This window comes from Pseudomonas koreensis, from assembly GCF_036668835.1.
Classification (GTDB): Bacteria; Pseudomonadota; Gammaproteobacteria; order Pseudomonadales; family Pseudomonadaceae; genus Aquipseudomonas; species Aquipseudomonas koreensis_I.
Genome location: NZ_JAZEVW010000009.1, coordinates 82,869 through 106,735 on the forward strand (window position 1 = coordinate 82,869; position 23,867 = coordinate 106,735).

Below are 23,867 nucleotides of genomic sequence, written 5' to 3' on the forward strand. Positions count from 1 at the left end.
GTTCAATTCTCCTAGTGAGGAATTAGGCTGTAATTAAGCCTGAATACCGGTGATTTTGATCTCGGTGAACCACTGGCGGTGGCCCATACGCTTCATGTGGTGCTTACGACGACGGAACTTGATGATGCGGACTTTATCGTGACGACCTTGGGAGATCACTTCAGCCTTGACGGTTGCGCCAGCAACAACTGGTGCGCCGATGTTCACGTCGTCGCCATTGGCGACCAGCAGAACGCGATCAAAAGTCACGGATTCGCCAGTAGCGATTTCCAGTTTTTCGATCTTCAGGTATTCACCTTCAGCGACCTTGTATTGCTTACCGCCGGTAACGATTACTGCGTACATGGTATTTCTCCGATAATCCTGCTCACCCAGCTCTTTATAAGAAGAGGTATTGGCTGGCATGGCTGCATGGGGCTGGAACGGCCCAAGTGCAATTGCGTAAGGCAGGTGCTGCCCAGGAAGTTCAGGGTGCGCGATTGTACGCAAGCCGCACCAGGCTTGCAAGTAGCCGTCTATCGCGCCTTGACAGGTCTGGGTGGGGGTCCTAGCATGCCGCGCAACCCTTCTGGAGCGACTCTCGCTGATGCAACCCCAAGCTTTCTACCGCGCGGTGGCGGACGATTTTAGCGCCGTCGACGGCATCATCAAGAAGCAGCTGACTTCCCGAGTACCGCTGGTATCGAAAATCGGCGATTACATCACCTCGGCTGGCGGCAAGCGTCTGCGTCCTTTATTAGTGTTGCTGTGTGGCAAGGCCCTGGGTCGCGAAGGCGACGACATGCGTCTGCTGGCCGCCACCATCGAATTCCTGCACACCGCGACCCTGCTGCATGACGACGTGGTCGACATGTCCGGCATGCGCCGTGGCCGTTCGACCGCCAACGCCATGTGGGGCAACGCTCCGAGCGTACTGGTCGGCGACTTCCTGTACTCGCGCTCGTTCGAAATGATGGTCGAACTGGGCTCGATGCCGGTGATGAAAATCCTCTCCCAGGCCACGCGCATCATTGCCGAAGGCGAAGTGTTGCAGCTGTCCAAGGTGCGTGACGCCAGCACCACCGAAGAAACCTACATGGAAGTCATCCGCGGCAAGACCGCGATGCTCTTCGAAGCCTCGACCCACAGCGCAGCGGCGCTGGCCGGTGCCACCGCCGAGCAGAGCGAAGCCCTGCGCACCTTCGGTGATCATCTGGGTGTGGCCTTCCAGCTGGTTGATGACCTGCTGGATTACAAGGGCGACGCCGAGACTCTAGGCAAGAACGTCGGTGACGATCTGGCCGAAGGCAAACCGACCCTGCCGTTGATCTACACGATGCGCGAAGGCACGCCGGAACAGGCTGCGCTGGTGCGCCAGGCGATCCAGAAAGGCGGGATCGAAGACCTGGAAAGCATCCGCATCGCTGTGGAAGCTTCCGGTTCGCTGGAGTACACCGCGCAACTGGCCCGCGATTACGTGGCCCGTGCGATTACCTGCCTCGAGGCGCTGCCAGCCAGCGAATACCGCGATGCGCTGGTGGAACTGAGCGAGTTTGCGGTCGCCCGCACGCACTGATTCTGCCCTTTGTGGGAGCGAGCCTGCTCGCGAAAGCAATCTGCCAGTCGATAAAGATGTTGACTGCCATACCGCTTTCGCGAGCAGGCTCGCTCCCACAGTTGTTTCTGGCTTATGCCCTGCCGAGCGTAAAACCCTATACAATGTGCGCCCTTTTACCCTCCTGATACCCAAGGAACCTTAGTGAGCACGTTGCCACCCTGCCCGAAATGCAATTCCGAATACACCTACGAAGACGGTACGCAACTGGTCTGCCCTGAGTGCGCCCACGAGTGGTCTGCCGCTGGCGAAGCCGAAGTGGCGTCCACGGATGACGTGAAGAAAGATTCGGTCGGCAACGTCCTGCAGGACGGCGACACCATCACCGTGATCAAGGACCTCAAGGTCAAGGGCACCTCGCTGGTGGTCAAGGTCGGCACCAAGGTCAAGAACATCCGCCTGTGCGATGGCGACCATGACATCGATTGCAAGATCGACGGTATCGGCCCGATGAAGCTCAAATCCGAGTTCGTCAGAAAAGTCTGAGCCTTGCGTCATCCATCCCGCGCCAGCCGTGGGATGGAGCTCCACCCTCTGCGCTGCGCCTCAAAGAAACCTCAGTTTTGCCCCTTCGCGAGCAGGCTCGCTCCCACACAAAGATCATCATCCGCCAATAGGCACTTGCTATTTTACGAATAAGAATTATTCTCATTGAAACCTTTCAAGGAGAAACGACCCATGACTTATTTGATCGACGCCTGGCTGGATCGCCCGCACCCCTACCTCAGAATCCTCCATCGGGAAACCGGCGAAGTCTGTGCGGTGCTTGAAGAAGAAGCATTGCATGAGCTGCACGATCAAGGCGATCTGGACGTCAGCGGCCTCAATTCCAGCGAGCCGCTGGTGCTCAAGGAGCTGGTGCGCAATCTGTTCCTGTTCTGCTATGCCCGGGCCTTGCGCCCCAGCAGTGAACTGCACAACAAGATCGAAATATGAAACGCGGTAAAAACTGTAGGAGTGAGCCTGCTCGCGGTAGCGGTGTGTCAGATAGCCAATCAACTACTGACAGGACGCAATCGCGAGCAGGCTCACTCCTACATTAGTTAGCCCGCCGTGAGGCAGGCCCGGAATTACAGAACGTCCAGCAGCTCGACGTCGAACACCAGAACGCTGTGCGGCGGAATGCTGCCGACGCCTTGAGCGCCGTAAGCCAGTTCGCTTGGCACGTACAGGCGCCACTTGCTGCCGGCATTCATCAGTTGCAAAGCTTCGGTCCAGCCGGCGATCACGCCACCGACCGGGAATTCTGCAGGCTGGCCGCGCTCGTAGGAGCTGTCGAACACAGTGCCGTCGATCAGCGTGCCGTGGTAGTGCGTGCGCACCTGGTCTTCACGGGTCGGCTTGGCGCCGTCGCCCTGGGTCAGCACTTCGAACTGCAGGCCGGAGGCCAGAGTGGTGATGCCGTCACGCTTGGCGTTTTCCGCCAGGAAAGCCAGGCCTTCACCAGCAGCAGCTTCAGCCTTGGCAGCCGCTTCAGCCTGCATGATTTCGCGGATCACCTTGAAGCTGGCGGACATCTCTTCCTGACCCACACGGCTTTCCTTGCCGGCGAACGCGTCGGTCAGGCCAGCCAGAATCGCGTCCAGGCTGACGCCCGGTGGCGGGTTGTCGCGCAGCTGGTCACCCAGCTGACGGCCAATGCCGTAGCTGACGCGGGTTTCGTCGGTGGACAGATTTACTTCGGACATGACACTGCTCCGCTGTGCGGACGGCCACAAGACGTGCCGTGCGAGCACAGCGCGTCCCGGCGCGCCCGGAACCAAAAGGGCGAGCAGACTAGCACAGATGCCCCGGACGTGGGGCGCCGGGCCTACAGTGCGGAGCGCCAGGCAAGCGGCACTTTCAGGCTTTCATTGATGCCACCGCCCAAACCACACATTTCATCATGCACCGAGGTGTGCACCAGATTGAACGGCAGCACCGGAAAGGCATGCAGCATGTCCCGCGCGTGCTCCACGGAACGAAGAGTCAGGGTTTTGCCCAGAGGATCATGCAACGGATGAGCGGCCCCATGCATGCGCGCTTCCAGCAAATAGATCCCGCCCTCCATGGAAATCAGATTCAATTCATCGACCTTGCCGGCGATGGCGAACGCGTTCAGCTCTTGCAGGTTCATCGAACACCTCAAGCAGTGACAAGCCAGAAGCTACAGGGATAGGCCTCCGCGGCGCAAAGCACAAGCTACAAACGAAGCCGCCCGTCTGTTTCACAACAGACGGGCGGCTCTTTTTTGCCTTGATCAACGGTTGATCAGTGCTTGGTGACCTTGTCCAGGTAACCCATGGCGAACGCCGAGATGACGAAGGTCATGTGAATGATCACGTACCACATCAGGTGCTCAGGATCGACGTTCTTGGCATCCATGAAGATGCGCAGCAAATGGATCGAGGAGATCGCCACGATCGACGCCGCGACTTTCATCTTCAGCGATGAAGAGTCCATGGTGCCAAGCCAGCTGAGCTTTTCCTTGCCTTCGTCGATGTCCAGTTGCGAGACGAAATTCTCGTAGCCGGAAATCATCACCATCACCAGGAGGCCGCCGACCAGCGCCATGTCAATCAGCGACAGCAGCACCAGAATCAGTTCCGACTCGGCCATGGCGAAGACGTTGGGCAGGATATGCACGATTTCCTGGAAGAACTTCAACGCCAGCGCCAGCAAGCCAAGGGACAGGCCGATGTAGATCGGCGCCAGCAGCCAGCGCGTGGCGTACATTGCATTTTCGATAAAGCGTTCCATTGAATCTCACACAAGGGGGCTGGAAATGGCGGCGAGTATAACAGTGCGCTGTGACAGCCAGAAACAGCCCGAAAATCCGTCACCTGCGTGTGTGTGACAAAGTTTTTCTGCTAGTGTCCAAACCATCGACAGCCCAGCGACAGTGGACAGGACGCGTGGAAATGGATGTGCGATTGCCGTTAATGACTGCCGGAATCTGCCTTGCCTTGCTGATCAGCGGTTGCTCGCCCGGCGATGAAAAACGCGTCGTCAACCTTGACGAAAAGACCGCCACCTTCGAACAGTCGCTGGACGCGATCAGCGATCCGAAGCTCAAGGACGCCATCACTGAACTCGGCGGCTCGCTGCTATTGCTCGATCGCGCCCGACTCAAGCTCGACGACCTTGCGCCGCACACCGAATACGGCGAAGACGCTCTCGCCGTGCTCAAGCACTACCCTACCCCGCAGGCACTGGTCGATACGTTCATCAACGGTCTGTTCGTGCTGCACAAGGATGCCAGTTCCGATTACCTCACCGACCTGCAGCCGGTCTTCCCCTTCAACCTGAACATCCCGGGCGGCTTCCTGTTTCCGCATGCCATCGAATGGCGCTCGGTGACGCTGAGCAACCAACGCGTGATCGCCTGGCAACCGGAATGGTCGGAGACCGATCCCGGCATTCAGCTCAGCCCGTCCAGCTCCAACGTCACCAACCCCGACGACCTGACCGTGACTTACCCGTTCATCGACGGCCTGAACGTCGATAAGAAAACCTTGCCGCAACCGGTCAGCCTGCAAGGCCAGGTCGAAGTCATCGCGCCGCGGCGCCTGTACAGTTTCGACCTGACGCAGAAAGACCTCGGCCAGACCCGCAGCAACGACAACCTCAGCGTCAAATTGCTGAAGCTTGAAAAAAACTACGCCGAGGTCGAAGTCAGCAACAGCCTACCGCTGGCCGCGGAAGTGGCCCAGACTCGCCTCAATCCGCTGATCGTCCAGGCCCGCGACGCCAGTGGGCAATATCTGGTGCGCGCCGGCTCGATCAACGAAAGCCCGGAGCAGGTGGCGTTTTACCAAAAACAACTGGCGCAATTGCAGCAGCAGAAGACCTGGAGCGACAGCCTGGAAAAACAGCTCAGCGACGACCAGCAAGTGTTCGAGAAGGACCATCCGCGCCGCTATAACAAGGTGTATTTCCACGGCCCGATCGAAACGCTGGAAGTCAGCGTGCTGGACTTTTCCTCGGCAACGGTCACGCGCAAAGACCTGAACCTGCCGGTTCGCACCTTCAACCCGCACACCACGGCAAAAGCCGTGCAGCCGCTGGACCTGCCGGTGGTGGTTTACGACGATCTGGCCGCCAACTGGCTCAAAGGCGCGACGCTGACCGAGGCGCAACTGAAGGCTGGCGTGCGTATTCATCAATCGGTGGAGGAGCCGAGTGCCGCGCGCATCGAGTTCTCGCACCGCCGCAGCTTCAATGATGAATTGCTCGGCGACGAGCTCAATCCTGGCGTCAGCCCGGTCACGTTCTTTACGGAAAAGCGTGGCGGCAAACTCGACGAGCCGATCGAACTGCCGCCCGAGGCGTATCAGGTCGACCCATTGCAAGCGACCATCACTTACGACCTCAACCTGTTCCCGGAAACACCGGCGATTGCGGTCGGTTCGATGCCACTGTTTCTCGCCACGGTGAACAAGCAGGCGTACGACACCAAGTCTTTACCCAAAGGCTTGCAGATCAAGGACAACACGCTGGTGGTCGATCAGAAACTGTTCGCCCCGAATGAATGGCGCTTTTACGTCAAGGACGACAGCGGTCATTACCTGAAGCGGATTCTCTCGGTCAGCCACGATGCGAGCGCGGAAGGCCCGGCACTGTTCGGCGTGCATTATTTCTATGGTCGGCCGACGCACGTGGAGACCTATCAGCGAACCGACCTGAGCACAGTGCAATACGGTTTCGAGGTCAAGCTCGACAAAACGCCGTTGCCGCCAACCGCGCCTTAGCTGTTAAGGCTGCGGCCTCGGCCGCCGTTGATCTGGCGCAGTTGGGCCTGCAAATGCAGGCTCCAGATTTGCGGATCGTCGGCCAGCTCATAACCATGCAAGGTCAGGCTTTCAACGATCGTGTCGAGAATCGACTCGGCCGCCACCGGGCCGTGAAACGGGCCCTGGGCTTTGATCGCAGAAGGTTGTTCGCCCGCCATGCCGGCGGCGAAGAGCAATGTCCACATGCCGTTATCGCCGGCCAGCGGCTTGACGGCGCATTCGATCCGGGTCACGAGACCCAGGCATTGACGGGTGAGGCAGAGGTTGCGCGACATGGCGGCGACCCTCGGTAAAGCCGGTATTCAGCCCCCACGGGAGGACTGGCTCGATCCAGTGATACTGTCGATATCCTTGACTTGAGGATAGAAGAAAAGTGTCCTTCGCAAGCCGAATGAAACCAGAAGGCGCCGAATGGTCATTGTGTGAATATTGACGTCAGAGTCGTGACACATTTGCCGAAGATCGCTGCAAAAACCAATCTTGGAAAACAATGTGGGAGCAAGCCTGCTCGCGAATGCGCAGTGTCAGCCAACTCATTGTCGACTGATACAGCGCTTTCGCAAGCAGGCTCGCTCCCACAGGGTTGGCCATATAACAATCAGGCAGGTTTGGCTTCGGCCAGCGCCTCTTGCGCCAGTTCCTTCTCGGCTTCCTTCAGATCCTCTTCGCTGATCATCTCGGCAATGTCGCGCAAACGCTCCACCACCCGCGCGTTGATGCTGCCTTGCGGGAATTGTCCATCCTCATTCGGCTCGCCGGCCGGTTCGCCGACCAGCAGGCTCAGCGCTTCGTCGGCCTGACGCACCGCGTAAACGTGGAACTGTCCGGCCCGCACCGCCGCGAGGACTTTTTCGTCGAGCATCAGCGTGGCGACGTTGGCCTGCGGAATGATCGCGCCCTGCTCGCCGGTCAGTCCGCGCGCTTCGCAGAGGCGGAAGAAGCCTTCGATCTTCTCGTTGACCCCGCCGACCGCCTGCACTTCACCGAACTGGTTGATCGAACCGGTGATAGCAAAGCACTGCTTGAGCGGAGTTTTCGACAACGCCGAGATCAGCGTGCAGGCCTCGCCCAGCGACGCACTGTCGCCATCGACGTAACCGTAGGATTGCTCCAGCGCGATGCTCGCGGAAATCGCCAGCGGGAATTCCTGCGCATAACGGCTGCCCAGATAGCCGGTGAGAATCATCACACCCTTGGAGTGGATCGGCTGGCCGAGGTTGACCTCGCGCTCGATGTCGACGATGCCGCTGCCGCCCGGGTACACCGTGGCGGAAATCCGCGCCGGCACGCCGAACGCCGAGTCGCCGACTTCAAGCACGGTCAGACCGTTGCACTTGCCGACCGCCGCGCCATCGGTATCGATCAGGATGATCCCGGCGAGCATGTCGTCGAGAATCCGCGCCGACACTCGGCCGGTGCGGGTGGCCTTGGCTTTCAGGGCCCGCTCGATGTGCCCGGCATCGGTCATTTCATCGCCGGCCAGATGACGGATGAAGTCCGCCTCGCTGACCAGTTGAAACAAATCGCCGATACGCGCCGACAAACGTCCCTGGTGTTCGGCCAGCCGCGCGCTATAGGTCGCCAAACGTGCCACCGCATCGGCTGTGAGCGGCGCCATGCCTTCTTCCGAAGTGCGGGTTTTCAACAGCTGGGCGAACTGTTCCAGGCTCTCGTCGACCATCGGGATGTCTTCGTCGAAGTCGACCAGTACACGAAACATTTCCTGGAAGTCCGGATCGAGGTCCTGCAGCGTGTAGTACAGCTGCCGTGCGCCGATGATGATGACTTTGACCTGAAGCGGAATGTGCTGCGGATTGAGGGTCACCGTGGCGAAACGGCCCATTTCGCCCAGCGGTGATTCCATTTTCAGTTTGCGCGATTGCAGGGCGCGCTTGAGCGCATCCCACACGAACGGCTCGCTGAGCATTTTTTCCGCTTCAAGAATCAGGAAACCGCCGTTGGCGCGGTGCAAGGCGCCCGGGCGCAACTGACGATAAGTGGTGTAGAGCGCACCCTGATCGGTGGTGTATTCGATGCGGCCGAACAGGTTTTCGTAAGTCGGGTGCGGCTCGAACACCACCGGCGCCCCGCCGCTGGCCGGATGGCCAACCACCAGGCTCGGCGCGTATTGCTCTTCGAGCAATTTGCGCGCGACGGCGTCGGTCTTGCTGTCGTCGACCAGTTGCTCGACCACGGTTTTCAGCAAGTACACCTGCATCGCTTGCAGATAACCGCAGACCGCGGCGTTTTCCGCGTACTTTTCTGACAACGGCGCCAGCAAAGGCTGCAAGGCCAGGGTGATGGTTTCTTCGTTGAGCTGACGCAGTTGATTGTTCGATTCGCGCTTCCACTGCGGCAGGCTGGCGAGTTCTTCGTTCAGGCGTTCTTCGAGGCCGGAGATGTCATCGTGGAAGCGCTCACGCTCGGCTTCCGGCAACTGGGCGAATTCGGCTTCGTCCAGCGCTTTGCCATCGAGCATTGGCGTGAAGGCGATGTTGCTGCTGTCGCGATACAGGGCAACGTCCTTTTCCAGGGCCAGGCGCTCGATGATGTCGAGGGCCTTGTCGTAGCGCTGGTTGAAGGCGCGGTCGATGGCGCTTTTCTTCTGCTGGTAGGACGGGTGTTCGAACACGGCCGGAAAAGTCGCCAGCAGGTTGTCGATCAAACCGTTTATGTCACCGATGAAGGCGCCGGCGGTGCCCGATGGCAACTCCAGTGCACGCGGCTCGCGCGGCTCGTCGAAATTGTTGACGTAGACCCAGTCCGCCGGGGTCTGCAGGCGCTTGCCTTCGGCTTTCAGGTAGCGTTTGACGAACGAGAAACGCCCGGTGCCGGGCTCGCCCATGACGAATACGTTGTAACCGGGGCGTGGCATGGCCACACCGAACTGCAAGGCTTCGACCGCGCGTTCCTGGCCGAGCACACCGCGAAAGGGCTCCAGATCATTGGTGGTAGTGAAGCTGAACTGTTCAGCGGAAAACGGACGGGTCAGCGCTTCGGGCGCGAGACGCAAGCTGGCAGCAACAGGATCAGGCATCGGGCTTCCTTAACAATCGGGCGGGGCAGATAGCGGCATTCTGGCGCTGCCCGTGCCCCACTGGCAAGGCGCGCCACCTGACAAAGCATAGACAACCGCACAGCCCGGCGGCGCGCCTCGTAAAACCGGGGTTTATTCCAAATATTTTGCAAAAAACCACGGAACCCTCGGAACGTGCCTAAACTCCAAACTGCGCGGCTGGAACTAATACTGGCCCACTGGCTATATTCGGCGCTGTTTCATGCAGCACCGGAAAGTCAGAACCCTGTCCATTGGTATGCACATAAAGAGAAAAAAGCTATGAAACGGATTCTTCTCGGTACTCTCTTCACCGCTGTATCCATCAACGCAATGGCGCAAGCTCCAGGCGGCCCGGATTGCGGTTGGGGCAACATGCTGTTCGAAGGTCAGCGTGGCACCCCGGCTCACTTCCTCGCTTCCACCACCAACGGCACTTCCGGTAACGCTACCTTCGGTATGACCTCCGGCACCAACGGTTGCTCGACCAACGCGTCGCTGACCTACGGCGGCAAATCCTGGTTCGCCATGAATGGCATGATGAACGAGCTGTCCGAAGACATGGCCAAAGGCAACGGCGAAGCGCTGACGACTTACGCTGTGGTACTGGGCGTGGCACCAGAAGATCGCGCGCATTTCGCCGCTGTCACTCACGAGCACTTCCAGCAGATCTTCAGCAAGGCTGACGTGACCGCAGAAGACGTGCATACCAACACCCTGGCAGTACTGAAATCGGACCCACGTCTGGCCAAGTACGCGACTCAGGCTTAAGCTCGACCCCACCCGCTTCCTTCGGGAAGCGGGTTTTGTTTTTTTGGCCCGCCCCTCTTTGGGTCTTTTATTTCTTTCCTGTTCAAGTTGCCGACTATGCTCAAACGCCTTGCCTGGCTGGCGCTCTGTGTCTGCGCCCCGCTGTCCGCCGCGCCCCACATCGACCCTCAACGTTTGCAGCAACTGGCCAACGACCGCTTCTGGATTTCCCTCGGTCACTATGAAACCGCCAAGCTCGGCGGCTGGCGCAGCTATGTCAGCGACAAGAAGTTCTTTCTCGCGCCCGACGGCAACGAGCACCCCGATCATGAACTGGCCGCGACCGTGCAGGCGCTGTATGCGCCGGCCAGCCTTGGCGAGCAGCACGCACAGTGCGTTTACCCGGCGCGCACACGCTGGCTCAAAGCCCAGCTCAACCTCAACGATCTGCCGACGCCGGAGTGCGCCGAGTACAAGCAGTGGTTCAAGGACGTCTCGCCGCACAGCGCGGTGATGATTTTCCCGGCTGCCTACCTCAACAGCCCTTCGTCGATGTTCGGCCATACCCTGTTGCGCATCGATCAGGCCGATGTGCAGGCCGACAAGACCTCACTGCTCAGCTACGCGATCAACTTCGGCGCCTATATCGAAGGCTCCGACAACAGCATTCTCTACGCCTGGAAAGGCTTGATGGGCGGCTATCCGGGGCTGTTTGCGCTGGTGCCCTATCAGGAAAAGCTCTCCGAATACCGCAGCCTCGAGAATCGCGACCTGTGGGAATACCGGTTGAACCTGACCCAGGAAGAAACCGCGCGCATGGTCGAGCATGTCTGGGAGCTCAAGCAGATCCAGTTCGACTATTTCTTTTTCGACGAAAACTGCTCCTATCGCTTGCTCGAGTTGCTACAAGTCGCGCGGCCAAGCCTGCGCCTGACCGAACAGTTCCCGCTAACCGCGATCCCCACTGACACCGTGAAAGCGGTGAAGGAAGCCGGGCTGGTCGAGCACATCGAATACCGCCCGTCCCGCGAGCGCGAATTACTCAGCCGCGCCGAACCGCTGAGCGATGACGAACAGCAATGGGTGCTGAAAGTCAGTGCCGATCAAAAGGTCTTGCAAGAACCGACATTCAAGGCGCTGCCCCGCGAGCGTCAGGCGCTGATCGTCGATGCGGCGTATCGCCTGGAGCGCTACCGCGCCAACGGCCAGGAACGCGATCCACAACGGGCGCAACGCAGCTTCGAACTGCTGCGCGCTATCAACAAGAATCCGGCGCCGGAGCTGAACATTCCGCAACCAGGTCTGCCCGAAGACGGCCACGAGTCCCGTACCTGGCAGGCCGGCCTCGGCACCCGCGGTGATCGTGCGTTCGGCGAATACGGTTTGCGCATGGCCTATCACGATCTCAACGACAACGCCGAGAGCTTCCCGCTCGGCGCGCAGATCGAGATCCTGCAACTGAAGCTGCGCCAGTACGAAGGCAACGATTGGCAATTGCAGCAACTGGATCTGGCGACCATTCGTTCGCTGACACCGCGCAATGAGCTGCTGCAGCCATTGTCGTGGCAAGTCACCGGTGGCCTCGAACGCGTCCCGGGCAAGCATGACGACGAAACGCTGGTCAGCCACGTCAACGGCGGTGGCGGTGGTACATGGCAGTTGGGTGAGGATGTGTTGGGCTTTGCACTCGGTACCGTACGCGTGGAGCACAACAATGACTTCGCCGAGTTCGTCTCCCCGGCCGGCGGTTTCAATACCGGCGTACTGTGGAAAAACCCGCTGGGCAACCTCAGTCTGGAGGCCAAGGGCGATTACTTCTTCAACGGCGAAGTGCGCCGCAGTCTGAGCCTGAATCAGCAATGGGAGCTGTCGCGCAACCTGGGTTTGCGCTTGAGTGCGCAGCGTGAATTCAGCCATCTCGCCACGCCCGAGACCGAAGTCATGCTCGAAGTGAAGTGGTATCACTACTGACTTCGAACACAACACAGAACCAATGTGGGAGCGAGCTTGCTCGCGAAAGCGGTGGGTCAGTCGATATTAGAATCGCCTGACAGGACGCCTTCGCGAGCAAGCTCGCTCCCACAGGGGATTTGTGGTGTTAATGGATTTTTCACGGGTCTTCGACAGCCGCCTCATGAATCCCCTTCTAGACTTTCCTTATGAGCCGGGTATCGGCGCGGGAGAGTGCAATGTGGCGGTGTGCGGGTGTGCTGGGCGTGTTGCTGGTGCTGGGCGGCTGTCAGTCGACCCATGACGATTTGATTGCCAAGGGTTATCCACCGGCGTTCGCCGATGGTTTCGATGACGGTTGCGTCAGTGGCCGGCAAGCCGCTGGTTCGATCAGCGGCGAGTTTCGCAAGAACGTGCCGCGCTATCTCAAGGACAGGCAGTACGCCGATGGCTGGACCGATGGTTTCCGCCAGTGCCAGGCGATGCTGGAAAACAAGAGCCGTGAAGACTATCGCAACGAACATTGGGACGAACGCGAGCGCGCCTGGCAACAACAGAAAGACCAGGGTGCCGGACGGGCCTATCGCTCGCAATAGTCGTTCTCGGACATCCAGTGAAACCAAATGCCGGCGAACATGGCCTAAATCCTTTAGAGGAGGACACCATGAGTCGCGCATTCGTCAACGAAGACAACGCCGCCGCACAGGCCGATCAGCCGGTCGAGCGGCAGGTCAGCACGCAACCCAATTACGTGACGCCGCAAGGTCTGGCGCAGTTGCAGGCGAAAGTTGCCGCGCTGCAAAACGCGCAGGCCGAACAATCGGCCAAAGGTGAGCAGGCCGACAAACAACGGCTGGCGGATCTGCAACGGGATCTGCGCTATTTCACGCAACGTCTGGGCTCAGCCCAAGTGGCCGTGGCTGCGACTTCCACCGACAAGGTGCAGATCGGCAGTCGGGTGACGTATGCCGATGAACACGACACCGAACACCGCGTGCAACTGGTCGGTGAAGATCAGGCCGATGCGAGTCAGGGGCTGATCAATTGGGCCTCGCCGCTGGGCCGGGCGCTGCTCGGCGCACGGCTCAACGACGAGGTGCTGTGGCAGCGCCCCGCCGGTGATCAGATCATCGAAGTGATCCGCATCGAACCGGCTTAAACCACGCCTTGGGCCAACATTGCATCAGCGACTTTGACGAAGCCGGCGATGTTCGCGCCTTTGACGTAATTGACCTGGCCATTGTCCTCGCCGTAATGCACGCAAGCGTGGTGGATTGACTGCATGATCGCGTGCAGCTTGCTGTCGACCTCGCCGGCCGTCCACAGCAGGCGCATGGCGTTCTGTGACATTTCCAGACCGCTTACGGCCACACCGCCCGCATTCGAGGCCTTGCCCGGGGCGAACAGAATGCCCGCCGCGATAAAGATATCCACAGCCTCCAGCGTGGTCGGCATGTTCGCGCCCTCGGCCACGCACACACAGCCATTGCGCAATAGCGTGCGCGCCGCCTCGGCGTCGAGTTCGTTCTGCGTGGCGCATGGCAGCGCGATGTCGCACGGCAGCGACCATGGCAGCTGACCGGCGCGGAACTCCAGACCGAACGCGGCCGCCAGTTCGCTGATGCGCCCGCGTTTGACGTTCTTCAGTTCCAGCAACGCCTGCCACTGTTCTTCACTCAGGCCGGCTTCGCAGAACAGCGTGCCTTCGGAATCGGACAGGGAAATCACCTTGCCGCCCAGATCCATCACTTTGCGCGCGGCGTATTGCGCGACGTTGCCGGAACCGGAAATCGCCACCCGCTTGCCCTCAACGCCCTGCCCGCGGCGCTTGAGCATTTCCTCGGCGAAGTACACGCAACCGAAACCGGTGGCCTCCGGGCGAATCAGGCTGCCGCCATACGTCATGCCTTTGCCGGTCAGGACGCTGGTGAACTGATTGCTCAGGCGTTTGTACTGACCGAACAGGAAACCGATCTCCCGCGCACCGACGCCAATGTCACCGGCCGGCACGTCCACATCCGCACCGATATGACGATACAACTCGCTCATGAACGCCTGGCAGAAGCGCATGACTTCTGCGTCGCTTTTGCCCTTCGGATCGAAGTCCGAACCGCCCTTGCCGCCACCCATGGGCAACGACGTCAGCGAGTTCTTGAAGGTCTGTTCGAAGGCGAGGAATTTCAGCACACCCATATTCACCGATGGGTGAAAACGCAGACCGCCCTTGTACGGGCCGATGGCGCTGTTCATCTGAATACGGAAACCGCGATTGACCTGGACCTTGCCCTGATCGTCGACCCACGACACACGAAACACCACCGCCCGCTCCGGCTCACAGATGCGCTCCAGAATGCCCGACGTCAGGTAACGCGGATTGGCCTCGAGAAACGGCCACAGGCTGCGCAGCACTTCTTCCACCGCCTGATGAAATTCGGGTTGATCAGGGTCGCGTTTTTTCAGGCGAGCAAGGAAGGATTCGACGGATTCGGTCATGGGTAAAGTCTCGGCAAATTTATTGTCGTTGGAAGAGATTGGGCCGGACTGTAACAAACGAGTTGCGCACAGGAACAGAGCAGAATGTCGCAGTTATGAAATTAAATGGTGCACAGGATATAAATACCAGGGGTTTTTGATCCGTTTTTGCACCTGAGTGGGGAGCACAGATTCAAGACTTGCACCAACAGTTACACCGTCTTCGCGAGCAGGTTCGCTCCCACATTTAAAATGCGTTACCCCTGTGGGAGCGAGCTTGCTCGCGAAAGCCGCAACTCGGTTTATCTGGAAAAACCCAGGGCAAAAAAAACGGAGCCCGAAGGCTCCGCTCTTTCTGCAACCAACCCGAATCAGGCCAGTTTCTTGTGGCGTACCCGGTGTGGCTGGGCCGCCGCTTCGCCGAGGCGCTTTTTGCGATCGGCTTCGTACTCGGTGTAGTTGCCTTCGAAGAACACCGCTTGCGAGTCGTCTTCGTACGCCAGGATGTGCGTGGCGACACGGTCAAGGAACCAGCGATCGTGAGAGATCACAATGGCGGCGCCCGGGAAGTCCAGCAGCGCTTCTTCCAGCGAACGCAGGGTTTCCACGTCGAGGTCGTTGGACGGTTCGTCGAGCAGCAGGACGTTGCCGCCCTCCTTCAGGGTCAGCGCCAGGTGCAGACGACCGCGCTCACCACCGGACAAGTCCTTGACGAACTTCTGCTGATCGCCGCCCTTGAAGTTGAAGCGACCAACGTAGGTGCGCGACGGGATCTCGTAGTTGCCGATGCGGATCTGGTCGGAGCCGTCGGAAATCTGCTGGAACACGGTCTTGCTGCCGTCCAGGTCTTCGCGGCTCTGGTCAACGCAGGCCAGTTGCACGGTTTCGCCGACTTCGATGGTGCCGGAATCCGGGGTTTCCTTGCCCATCAGCATGCGGAACAGGGTCGACTTACCGGCACCGTTACCACCGATCACGCCGACAATGGCACCCTTGGGCATCGAGAACGACAGGTTGTCGATCAGCACGCGATCACCGTAGCCCTTGGTGACGTTCTTGAATTCGATGACCTTGTCACCCAGGCGTGGACCGGCCGGGATGTAGATCTCGTTGGTTTCGCTGCGCTTCTGGAATTCCTGCGACTGCATTTCTTCGAAGCGTTGCAGACGAGCCTTGGATTTCGACTGGCGGGCCTTGGCGCCTTTGCGCACCCACTCCAGTTCTTCCTTCATGGCTTTTTCGTGGGCCGACTGCTGTTTGGATTCAGCGGCCAGACGATCGGACTTGGCTTCGAGCCAGCCCGAATAGTTGCCCTCGTAAGGGATGCCCGCGCCGCGGTCGAGTTCAAGAATCCAGCCGGCGACGTTGTCGAGGAAATAACGGTCGTGCGTGATCGCAACCACAGTGCCCGGGAAGTCGTGGAGGAAATGCTCCAGCCAGGCCACGGAATCGGCATCCAGGTGGTTGGTCGGTTCGTCGAGCAGCAGCATGTCCGGCGCGGACAGCAGCAGACGGCACAGGGCCACACGACGTTTTTCACCGCCGGACAGGTGTTCTACTTTCGCGTCCCAGGCGGGCAGACGCAGCGCATCGGCGGCGACTTCCAGTTGACGCTCCAGGTTATGACCGTCGCTGGCCTGCAGGATCGCTTCGAGCTTGGCCTGTTCGGCGGCCAGTTTGTCGAAGTCGGCATCCGGGTCGGCGTAAGCGGCGTAGACCTCGTCCAGACGCGCTTGCGCATCCTTGATCACGCTCACCGCTTCTTCGACCACTTCACGCACGGTCTTGGTCGGATCGAGTTGCGGCTCTTGCGGCAGGTAACCGATGTTCAGGTCAGGCATCGGACGCGCTTCACCTTCGAACTCGGTGTCGACGCCGGCCATGATTTTCAGCAGCGTGGACTTGCCCGAACCGTTGAGGCCGAGCACGCCGATCTTGGCGCCGGGGAAGAACGACAACGAAATGTTTTTGAGGATTTCCCGCTTCGGCGGTACAACTTTGCCCAGCCGATGCATGGTGAAGACGTATTGAGCCATGGAGAACCTTGGGTCAGTGACAGATGAATGATTGGAGCGCAGGCGATGCCTGGCCAGACTGTGCGCGTCGTTCACGTGATCGCGATCAATGCGTGCGCGCTGGAAAAAGTCTGATTGTAGGGGCTGGAACGCCCCCGGTCTAACCGGCAAAGCTACCTGAATGCTCACAGGCAGTCCAGCCGCGAGGGGCTGGCACTTCGCCACGAGTCAAGGCATGCTAGCCGCCCTTTGGGCGTCCGGCTTATAGTGCACGTCGCGCCAGTCCAGCCAAACCGCAGGATCACAGCTTGTCCAACGTCACTCCGCCAGCTTCTGTGAGCAGCACCCCAGCGGCGCCCGGCTCGTCCCTGCGCGGCACTTTAAAGGGTGCGCTGGCGACGCTCGTGCTTCTATTGCTGGCGCTGCTGTTCTGGCAACTGCTCGATCAACTGCGCGAAACCCAGAAAAACCAGCGCCAGTACACCATCGACTACACCGCCGACCTCGCCGCCCAGGTCAGCCTGAACATGGCGCTGAACGCGCAAATCGCCCTCAATCTGCTACCGATCGTCGAACAACCGCAATCAGCCGACGAACAGCAGGCGCTGTTGCGCAAACTCCAGCAATCGCTGCCGGATCTGCGCAGCATGGCCTTGCTCAGCCCTTCCGGGCGGATCATCAGCGACAGCGCCGCAAACAGCGACGACGCCGACTACCTCACCGAACTGGTCCGCCGCAGCCATGCCCAAGCGCATTATTTCAGCAACGCCGACGATGGCTCGGTGGTGCACCTGTTGTTGCACCAGGCCAGCGGCAGCACGCGTGGTTATTGGGCTCTGCGCCTGACGCCGACGTTTTTCGATTCACTGACCAAACAGGGTGAAGCCGGCCTGCGTCCGCTGTGGCTGGTGGAAAACCGCATCAACCATCAGATCATCAGCCGCGATAAAGCCCAGCCTTCGGCGAAACCCGGCGTCCTGACCCCGGACGACCTCGCCAACACCGTGCTGACCGTGCCACTGAGCAGCAGCGACTGGCAGTTGCGCGGCCTGTTCGACCGCCAGCGGGTACTCGAAGAGTTGTTGCCGGCGTTCATCGGCAAATGCCTGCTCGGCCTGGCGTTTTCGATGTTGCCGGTGATCGCGCTGCTGAACATGCGTCGGCGTCAGCGCCAGCTGCATGAAGGGCGCCGCCGATATCAGGACATTTTCGAAGGCACCGGGGTGGCCCTCTGCGTGCTCGATCTGTCGGGTCTCAAGCAGGCGTTCGACAAGGCGCAGATCCAGAGCAGCGACCAGCTCAAAGCCTGGCTCGACCAGCCGCAGCAACGCCAACAGTTGCTTCAGGAGCTGCGCGTCACCGAGGTCAATCAGGTCGCGCTGCAACTGCTCAACGTCAATTCCTGCGAGCACGCCTGGCAACTGCTGATCGCCGGCCAACCGCATCAGCACTGCCTCATCGGCCAGCAAATTCTCGAGGCGGTTTTGCTGCGACAGGATCAGTTGGAACTGGAAATCAAACTGCCGGACGGCAACGGTCGCGACCAACATCTGTGGATGGTGCTGCGCCTGCCCAACGAGCAAGACGATTACAAAGCGGTGATCCTCAGCATCAACGACATCACCAGCCGCAAGCTGATCGAACTGTCGCTGCTCGAGCGCGAGGGTTTCTGGTCGGACGTGGTGCGCACCGTCCCGGACCATCTGTATGTGCAGGACGTGATCAGCCAGCGGATGATTTTCAGCAACCATCACCTCGGCCAGACGCTGGGCTACAACCGCAGCGAACTGCACCAGATGGGCGAGTACTTCTGGGAAATCCTCCTGCACCCGGAAGATGCCGACTACTACCATCGCTCGCGGCAGCTGCAGCGCCACGCTGGCTACAGCCAGTTGCTGCAATGTCAGTTGCGCTTCCGCCATCGCGACGGCAAATGGCGGCGCTTCGACATTCGCGAACAGGCACTGGCGCGGGACAAACACGATCAGGTCACGCGGATCATCGGTGTGGCCAAGGACATCACTGAGCAGATCGAGGCCAGCGAGTCCCTGCGCGACAGCGAACAGCGTTACCGAATGCTCGCCGAAAGCATCAGCGACGTGATCTTCTCCACCGACAGCAAACTCTCGCTGAACTATGTCAGCCCGTCGGTGCAAGCGGTGCTGGGTTACGACGTCGAGTGGATTTTCCAGAACGGCTGGCAATCGACCATCGCCAATCCGCAGCAATTGAACGGCATCTACACGCTGATGGATCGCGTCAGCAAAGCCTTGGACAAGCCCGAACAACTGACCCTGCTGCGCAGTCAGGTGCAGACGCAACTGTTCCTGTTCGACTGCCTGCGCGCCGATGGCCGCAAGATCCCGATCGAACTGCGCCTGGTGCTGGTCTGGGACGAACATGGCGCCTTCGAAGGGGTGCTCGGTGTCGGCCGCGACATCAGCCAGCAACGCCGCGCCGAAAAAGACCTGCGCATGGCCGCCACGGTATTCGAGCATTCGACCTCGGCGATCCTGATCACCGACCCGGCCGGTTACATCGTCCAGGCCAACGAAGCGTTCAGTCGCGTCAGTGGCTATGCGGTGGGCGAAGTGCTCGACCAGTTGCCGAACATGCTCACCGTCGACGAACAGCAGGACGCGCACCTGCGCTACGTGCTCAAGCAACTGCACGAGCACAGCACCTGGGAGGGCGAAGTCTGGATGAAACGCCGTAACGGCGAGCACTACCCGGCGTGGGTCGGGATTACGGCGGTGCTCGACGACGAGGGCGATCTGGCCAGTTACGTGTGTTTCTTCAGCGACATCAGCGAGCGCAAGGCCAGCGAACAGCGCATTCATCGCCTCGCCTACTACGACGCCCTGACCCATCTGCCCAATCGCACGCTGTTTCAGGATCGCCTGCACACCGCGCTGCAAGCGGCTGAACGGCAGAAGTCGTGGGTGGTGCTGATGTTCCTCGATCTCGACCGGTTCAAGCCAATCAACGACTCCCTCGGCCACGCCGCTGGCGATCGCATGCTCAAGGACATGGCCACGCGCCTGCTGGCTTGTGTCGGTGAAGACGACACCGTGGCGCGCATGGGCGGCGACGAATTCACCCTGCTGCTGCAACATCGTTCCAGCCGCGAACTGGCCCTGAACCGGGCGATTCACGTCGCCGAGCAAATCCTCGGCAGTCTGGTGCGGCCGTTCGTGCTCGAAGGCCGTGAGTTCTTTGTCACCGCGAGTATCGGCATCGCGCTGAGCCCGCAAGACGGCAACGAACTCAGCCAGTTGATGAAGAACGCCGACACGGCGATGTACCACGCCAAGGAGCGTGGCAAGAACAACTTCCAGTTCTACCAGGCCGACATGAACGCCAGTGCGCTGGAGCGTCTGGAGCTGGAAAGCGACTTGCGTCACGCCCTGGAGCAGAACGAATTCGTTCTGTATTACCAGCCGCAGTTCAGCGGTGACGGCAAACGCCTGACCGGTGCCGAAGCGCTGCTGCGTTGGCGCCATCCCCGTCGCGGACTGGTGCCACCGGGGGATTTCATTCCGGTCCTGGAAGAACTCGGGCTGGTGGTCGACGTCGGCGACTGGGTGATCAGCGAAGCCTGCCGCCAGTTGAAAACCTGGCATCAGCAACGCGTGCGCGTGCCGAAGGTTTCGGTGAACATCTCGGCGCGGCAGTTCTCCGACGGCCAGCTCGGCACGCGCATCGCCACGATCCTGCGCGAGACCGGTCTGCCACCGGCGTGTCTGGAGCTGGAACTGACCGAAAGCATCCTGATGCGCGAAGTCAGCGAGGCGATGCAGATTCTCGCCGGCCTGAAAAACCTCGGTCTGAGCATCGCCGTCGATGACTTCGGCACCGGTTACTCATCGCTGAACTACCTCAAGCAGTTCCCGATTGATGTGCTGAAAATCGACCGCACCTTCGTCGATGGCCTGCCCTCCGGCGAACAGGACGCGCAAATCGCCCGGGCAATCATTGCCATGGCCCACAGCCTGAACCTGGCGGTGATCGCCGAGGGCGTGGAAACCCACGAGCAACTGGACTTTCTGCGTGAGCACGGTTGCGACGAGGTGCAGGGCTACCTGTTTGGGCGGCCGATGCCGGCGGGACGGTTCGAGGCGCAGTTCAGCAATGATGCGCTCTTCATGTTCGACTGACCTGAGCCGCTTCGGGCGGCTCAGGTCAGTCGAACATGAAGAGGAGCTGCAAGAGGTTAGCTGCAAGCTGCAAGTGGAAGCCGAAGCGCTTTTGACTTGTAGCTTGTAGCTTGTAGCTTGCTGCTTGAAGCCCGCTTATCCACAACCTGACTGTGTTTCATAGCCCTTATAAAAGCGCTTGGGTTAGAATGCCCCCCTTTTCTGCCCCCCCGATCCTTGAGGACCGCCATGTTCAGCCGTGATTTGACTATTGCCAAGTACGACGCCGACCTTTTTGCCGCCATGGAGCAAGAAGCTCAGCGTCAGGAAGAACACATTGAGCTGATCGCTTCGGAAAACTACACCAGCCCAGCGGTGATGGAAGCTCAAGGCTCGGTCCTGACCAACAAGTACGCCGAAGGCTACCCGGGCAAGCGCTACTACGGTGGTTGCGAGTACGTCGACGTGGTCGAGCAACTGGCCATCGACCGTGCCAAGGAACTGTTCGGTGCCGATTACGCCAACGTTCAACCGCACGCCGGTTCGCAAGCCAACGCCGCTGTGTACCTGGCCCTGCTATCGGCCGGTGACACCATTCTGGGCATGAGCCTGGCCCACGGTGGTCACCTGACCCACGGCGCCAGCGTTTCCTCCTCGGGCAAGCTGTACAACGCCGTGCAGTACGGCATCGACGCCAACGGCCTGATCGACTACGACGAAGTCGAGCGCCTGGCGGTCGAGCACAAGCCAAAAATGATCGTCGCTGGTTTCTCTGCCTACTCGCAGATCCTCGACTTCCCACGCTTCCGCGCCATCGCTGACAAAGTCGGCGCCTACCTGTTTGTCGACATGGCTCACGTGGCCGGTCTGGTCGCCGCTGGCGTCTACCCGAACCCGGTGCCGTTCGCTGACGTGGTCACCACCACCACGCACAAGACTTTGCGCGGTCCACGTGGCGGTCTGATCCTGGCGCGCGCCAACGCCGACATCGAGAAGAAGCTCAACTCCGCAGTATTCCCGGGCGCCCAGGGCGGCCCGCTGGAGCACGTGATCGCCGCCAAGGCGATCTGCTTCAAGGAAGCGCTGCAGCCTGAGTTCAAGACCTACCAGCAACAAGTGGTGAAAAACGCCCAGGCCATGGCCAGCGTATTCATCGAGCGCGGTTTCGACGTGGTTTCGGGCGGTACTGAAAACCACCTGTTCCTGCTGTCGCTGATCAAGCAGGAAATCTCTGGTAAAGACGCCGACGCCGCTTTGGGCAAAGCGTTCATCACCGTGAACAAGAACTCCGTGCCTAACGATCCACGTTCTCCGTTCGTCACTTCCGGCCTGCGTTTCGGTACCCCGGCTGTGACCACTCGCGGCTTCAAAGAGGCTGAGTGCAAAGAGCTGGCCGGCTGGATCTGCGACATCCTGGCAGACCTGAACAACGAAGCGGTGATCGACGCCGTTCGTGAGAAAGTCAAAGCCATCTGCAAGAAACTGCCGGTCTACGGCGCGTAATCGCGACGTTAAACCCGCTGCAGGAAAAACCGGCCAAGTGATTGGCCGGTTTTTTTTCGCCCGTTTTTTTCATACGCCTGAACTGCTCAAGAATGGGACTCGGCGCACAACTGGTCAGACCGGTCATGCCAATTCGTCACTTTTCACTTGCGATCATGGAAAACCCGCGCCTAGACTGCGCCTGCACTGGACATACCGGTAAGACCACAATAATTAAGTCCTGAATCCGATGCGCCAAGCGTGCGGCAGCCAGGACACCGACCCAGGATTCCTCCCATGCTCAGATGGTGCTCGCGTTCAATCTTCCTCCAAGTGGTTCTCGGACTGATGCTCGGCATCGTCTGCGGGCTGACCCTCCCTGAATACTCGGCCCAGCTCAAACCGCTTGGCGACGGTTTCATCAAACTGATCAAGATGCTCATCGGCCTGATCGTGTTCTGCGTGGTGGTCAGCGGCATCAGTGGCGCGGGCGACCTGAAGAAGGTCGGGCGCATTGGCCTCAAGTCGGTGATCTACTTCGAAGTGCTGACCACCATCGCCCTGGTGATCGGCTTGGTGTTCGCCTTCAGCACCGGCATCGGCAGCGGCGCGAATATTCATCTGGAGCAACTGTCGCGCGCCGACATGGGCGACCTCGCCGAGCGCGGCCAGCACATGCACACCACCACGCAGTTCCTGATGGACCTGATCCCGACCTCGGTGATCGGTGCCTTCGCCGACAACAACATCCTGCAAGTGCTGTTGTTCTCGGTGCTGTTCGGCAGCGCGTTGAATCTGGTCGGCGAGGCGGCGTCGGGGATCTCGCGGCTGATCAACGAACTGAGCCATGTGATCTTTCGCATCATGGGCATGATCGTGCGTCTGGCGCCGATCGGCGTGTTCGGCGCCATCGCCTTCACTACCAGCAAATATGGCCTGGATTCGCTGCAGCATCTGGGCAGTCTGGTCGGCCTGTTCTATCTGACCTGCATTGCATTCGTCAGCGTGATTCTCGGTCTGGTGATGCGCGCTTCCGGCTTGCGCATGTGGCCGCTGCTCAAGTACCTGCGTGAAGAACTGCTGATCGTCATGGGCACCGCCTCGTCTGACGCCGTGCTGCCGCAGATCATGCGCAAGCTCGAACACCTGGGCATCGGCAGTTCCACCGTCGGGCTGGTGATTCCGACCGGGTACTCGTTCAACCTCGACGGTTTCTCGATCTACCTGACCCTGGCCATCGTGTTCATCGCCAACGCCACCGGCACACCGCTGGCCATGACCGATCTGCTGACGATTTTGCTGGTGTCGCTGATCACCTCCAAAGGTGCCCACGGCATTCCCGGTTCGGCGCTGGTGATTCTGGCGGCAACGCTGACCGCCATTCCGGCGATCCCGGTGGTCGGTCTGGTGCTGGTGCTCGCGGTGGACTGGTTCATGGGCATCGGCCGCGCGCTGACCAACCTGATCGGCAACTGCGTCGCCACCGTCGCCATCGCCCGCTGGGAAAAGGACATCGACGTGCAACGGGCCAACAAAGTGCTCAACGGCGAACAGGGCTATAACTTTCAGCCGAGAAAAACCGTCGCCCAGGCGGCGGCCAAAGAATTTTGATTGATCGCCGTGCCTGCTGATCGGCAGGCA

19 protein-coding genes are annotated in these 23,867 nt (G+C 60.0%); 11 read left to right on the top strand and 8 right to left on the bottom strand.

From position 1 onward, the window contains the following. Positions 1-33: 33 nt before the first annotated feature. Complete coding sequence (gene rplU, locus V6F91_RS22395) at positions 34-345, bottom strand: 50S ribosomal protein L21 (RefSeq protein ID WP_007924746.1); 312 nt, start codon at positions 343-345, stop codon at positions 34-36. A gap of 241 nt (positions 346-586) precedes the next feature. On the opposite strand from rplU, the gene V6F91_RS22400 reads away from it, so the two are divergent. From V6F91_RS22400 to V6F91_RS22410, 3 genes are all read left to right on the top strand, one after another. Further along, positions 587-1,555 (top strand): polyprenyl synthetase family protein, encoded by a 969-nt coding sequence (locus V6F91_RS22400; protein ID WP_090286445.1) that lies wholly within the window; start codon positions 587-589, stop codon positions 1,553-1,555. Between the two features lie 183 nt (positions 1,556-1,738). Next, positions 1,739-2,080: a zinc ribbon domain-containing protein YjdM gene (locus V6F91_RS22405; RefSeq protein ID WP_332768265.1), complete on the top strand. Its 342-nt coding sequence runs from the start codon at positions 1,739-1,741 to the stop codon at positions 2,078-2,080. Between the two features lie 192 nt (positions 2,081-2,272). Continuing rightward, positions 2,273-2,530 carry a hypothetical protein gene (locus tag V6F91_RS22410; protein WP_332768267.1) on the top strand — a complete coding sequence of 86 codons (258 nt, stop codon included), beginning with the start codon at positions 2,273-2,275 and terminating at the stop codon, positions 2,528-2,530. Between the two features lie 134 nt (positions 2,531-2,664). On the opposite strand, the gene V6F91_RS22415 is transcribed toward V6F91_RS22410, so the two are convergent. The 3 genes from V6F91_RS22415 to V6F91_RS22425 all read right to left on the bottom strand — a co-directional run bounded on the left by V6F91_RS22415 (position 2,665) and on the right by V6F91_RS22425 (position 4,333). Further along, positions 2,665-3,282, bottom strand: coding sequence for an FKBP-type peptidyl-prolyl cis-trans isomerase (locus V6F91_RS22415; protein ID WP_093098187.1), 618 nt, complete (start codon positions 3,280-3,282; stop codon positions 2,665-2,667). Positions 3,283-3,404: 122 nt separating this feature from the next. Then, positions 3,405-3,710, bottom strand: coding sequence for a DUF6482 family protein (locus V6F91_RS22420; RefSeq protein WP_090286453.1), 306 nt, complete (start codon positions 3,708-3,710; stop codon positions 3,405-3,407). A gap of 134 nt (positions 3,711-3,844) precedes the next feature. Next, positions 3,845-4,333, bottom strand: coding sequence for a TIGR00645 family protein (locus V6F91_RS22425; RefSeq protein WP_090286455.1), 489 nt, complete (start codon positions 4,331-4,333; stop codon positions 3,845-3,847). A 161-nt stretch (positions 4,334-4,494) separates the two neighbouring features. Here V6F91_RS22425 and V6F91_RS22430 point away from each other — a divergent pair, with 161 nt between their 5' ends. Next, positions 4,495-6,324, top strand: coding sequence for a hypothetical protein (locus V6F91_RS22430; RefSeq protein WP_332768271.1), 1,830 nt, complete (start codon positions 4,495-4,497; stop codon positions 6,322-6,324). On the opposite strand, the gene V6F91_RS22435 is transcribed toward V6F91_RS22430, so the two are convergent. Together V6F91_RS22435 and V6F91_RS22440 are read right to left on the bottom strand one after the other, a co-directional pair. Then, complete coding sequence (locus tag V6F91_RS22435) at positions 6,321-6,641, bottom strand: hypothetical protein (RefSeq protein WP_090286459.1); 321 nt, start codon at positions 6,639-6,641, stop codon at positions 6,321-6,323. The two genes, V6F91_RS22430 and V6F91_RS22435, sit on opposite strands and share 4 nt — an antisense overlap. A gap of 323 nt (positions 6,642-6,964) precedes the next feature. Further along, positions 6,965-9,403 carry a Lon protease family protein gene (locus V6F91_RS22440; RefSeq protein ID WP_332768273.1) on the bottom strand — a complete coding sequence of 813 codons (2,439 nt, stop codon included), beginning with the start codon at positions 9,401-9,403 and terminating at the stop codon, positions 6,965-6,967. A gap of 300 nt (positions 9,404-9,703) precedes the next feature. Between V6F91_RS22440 and V6F91_RS22445 the strand changes: the two genes are divergently transcribed. The 4 genes from V6F91_RS22445 to V6F91_RS22460 all read left to right on the top strand — a co-directional run bounded on the left by V6F91_RS22445 (position 9,704) and on the right by V6F91_RS22460 (position 13,280). After that, positions 9,704-10,192, top strand: coding sequence for a DUF3015 domain-containing protein (locus V6F91_RS22445; protein WP_007909797.1), 489 nt, complete (start codon positions 9,704-9,706; stop codon positions 10,190-10,192). Positions 10,193-10,288: 96 nt separating this feature from the next. Continuing rightward, positions 10,289-12,142 (top strand): DUF4105 domain-containing protein, encoded by a 1,854-nt coding sequence (locus V6F91_RS22450; protein WP_332768274.1) that lies wholly within the window; start codon positions 10,289-10,291, stop codon positions 12,140-12,142. 218 nt (positions 12,143-12,360) lie between these two features. Then, positions 12,361-12,717, top strand: coding sequence for a hypothetical protein (locus V6F91_RS22455; protein WP_332768276.1), 357 nt, complete (start codon positions 12,361-12,363; stop codon positions 12,715-12,717). Between the two features lie 68 nt (positions 12,718-12,785). After that, positions 12,786-13,280 (top strand): GreA/GreB family elongation factor, encoded by a 495-nt coding sequence (locus V6F91_RS22460; protein ID WP_332768278.1) that lies wholly within the window; start codon positions 12,786-12,788, stop codon positions 13,278-13,280. On the opposite strand, the gene gdhA is transcribed toward V6F91_RS22460, so the two are convergent. Both gdhA and ettA read right to left on the bottom strand, forming a co-directional pair. Beyond that, positions 13,277-14,614 (bottom strand): NADP-specific glutamate dehydrogenase, encoded by a 1,338-nt coding sequence (gdhA, locus tag V6F91_RS22465; protein ID WP_332768280.1) that lies wholly within the window; start codon positions 14,612-14,614, stop codon positions 13,277-13,279. The two genes, V6F91_RS22460 and gdhA, sit on opposite strands and share 4 nt — an antisense overlap. 350 nt (positions 14,615-14,964) lie before the next feature. Beyond that, complete coding sequence (gene ettA / locus V6F91_RS22470) at positions 14,965-16,629, bottom strand: energy-dependent translational throttle protein EttA (protein ID WP_003228391.1); 1,665 nt, start codon at positions 16,627-16,629, stop codon at positions 14,965-14,967. Positions 16,630-16,916: 287 nt separating this feature from the next. Here ettA and morA point away from each other — a divergent pair, with 287 nt between their 5' ends. From morA to V6F91_RS22485, 3 genes are all read left to right on the top strand, one after another. Beyond that, positions 16,917-20,765, top strand: coding sequence for a cyclic di-GMP receptor MorA (gene morA / locus V6F91_RS22475; RefSeq protein WP_332768282.1), 3,849 nt, complete (start codon positions 16,917-16,919; stop codon positions 20,763-20,765). Positions 20,766-20,993: 228 nt separating this feature from the next. Continuing rightward, positions 20,994-22,247 carry a serine hydroxymethyltransferase gene (glyA, locus tag V6F91_RS22480; protein ID WP_332768284.1) on the top strand — a complete coding sequence of 418 codons (1,254 nt, stop codon included), beginning with the start codon at positions 20,994-20,996 and terminating at the stop codon, positions 22,245-22,247. Positions 22,248-22,523: 276 nt separating this feature from the next. Then, a complete protein-coding gene (locus tag V6F91_RS22485; RefSeq protein ID WP_332768286.1) occupies positions 22,524-23,837 on the top strand; it encodes a C4-dicarboxylate transporter DctA in 1,314 nt (437 codons plus the stop codon). The last annotated feature ends 30 nt before the right edge of the window (positions 23,838-23,867 follow it).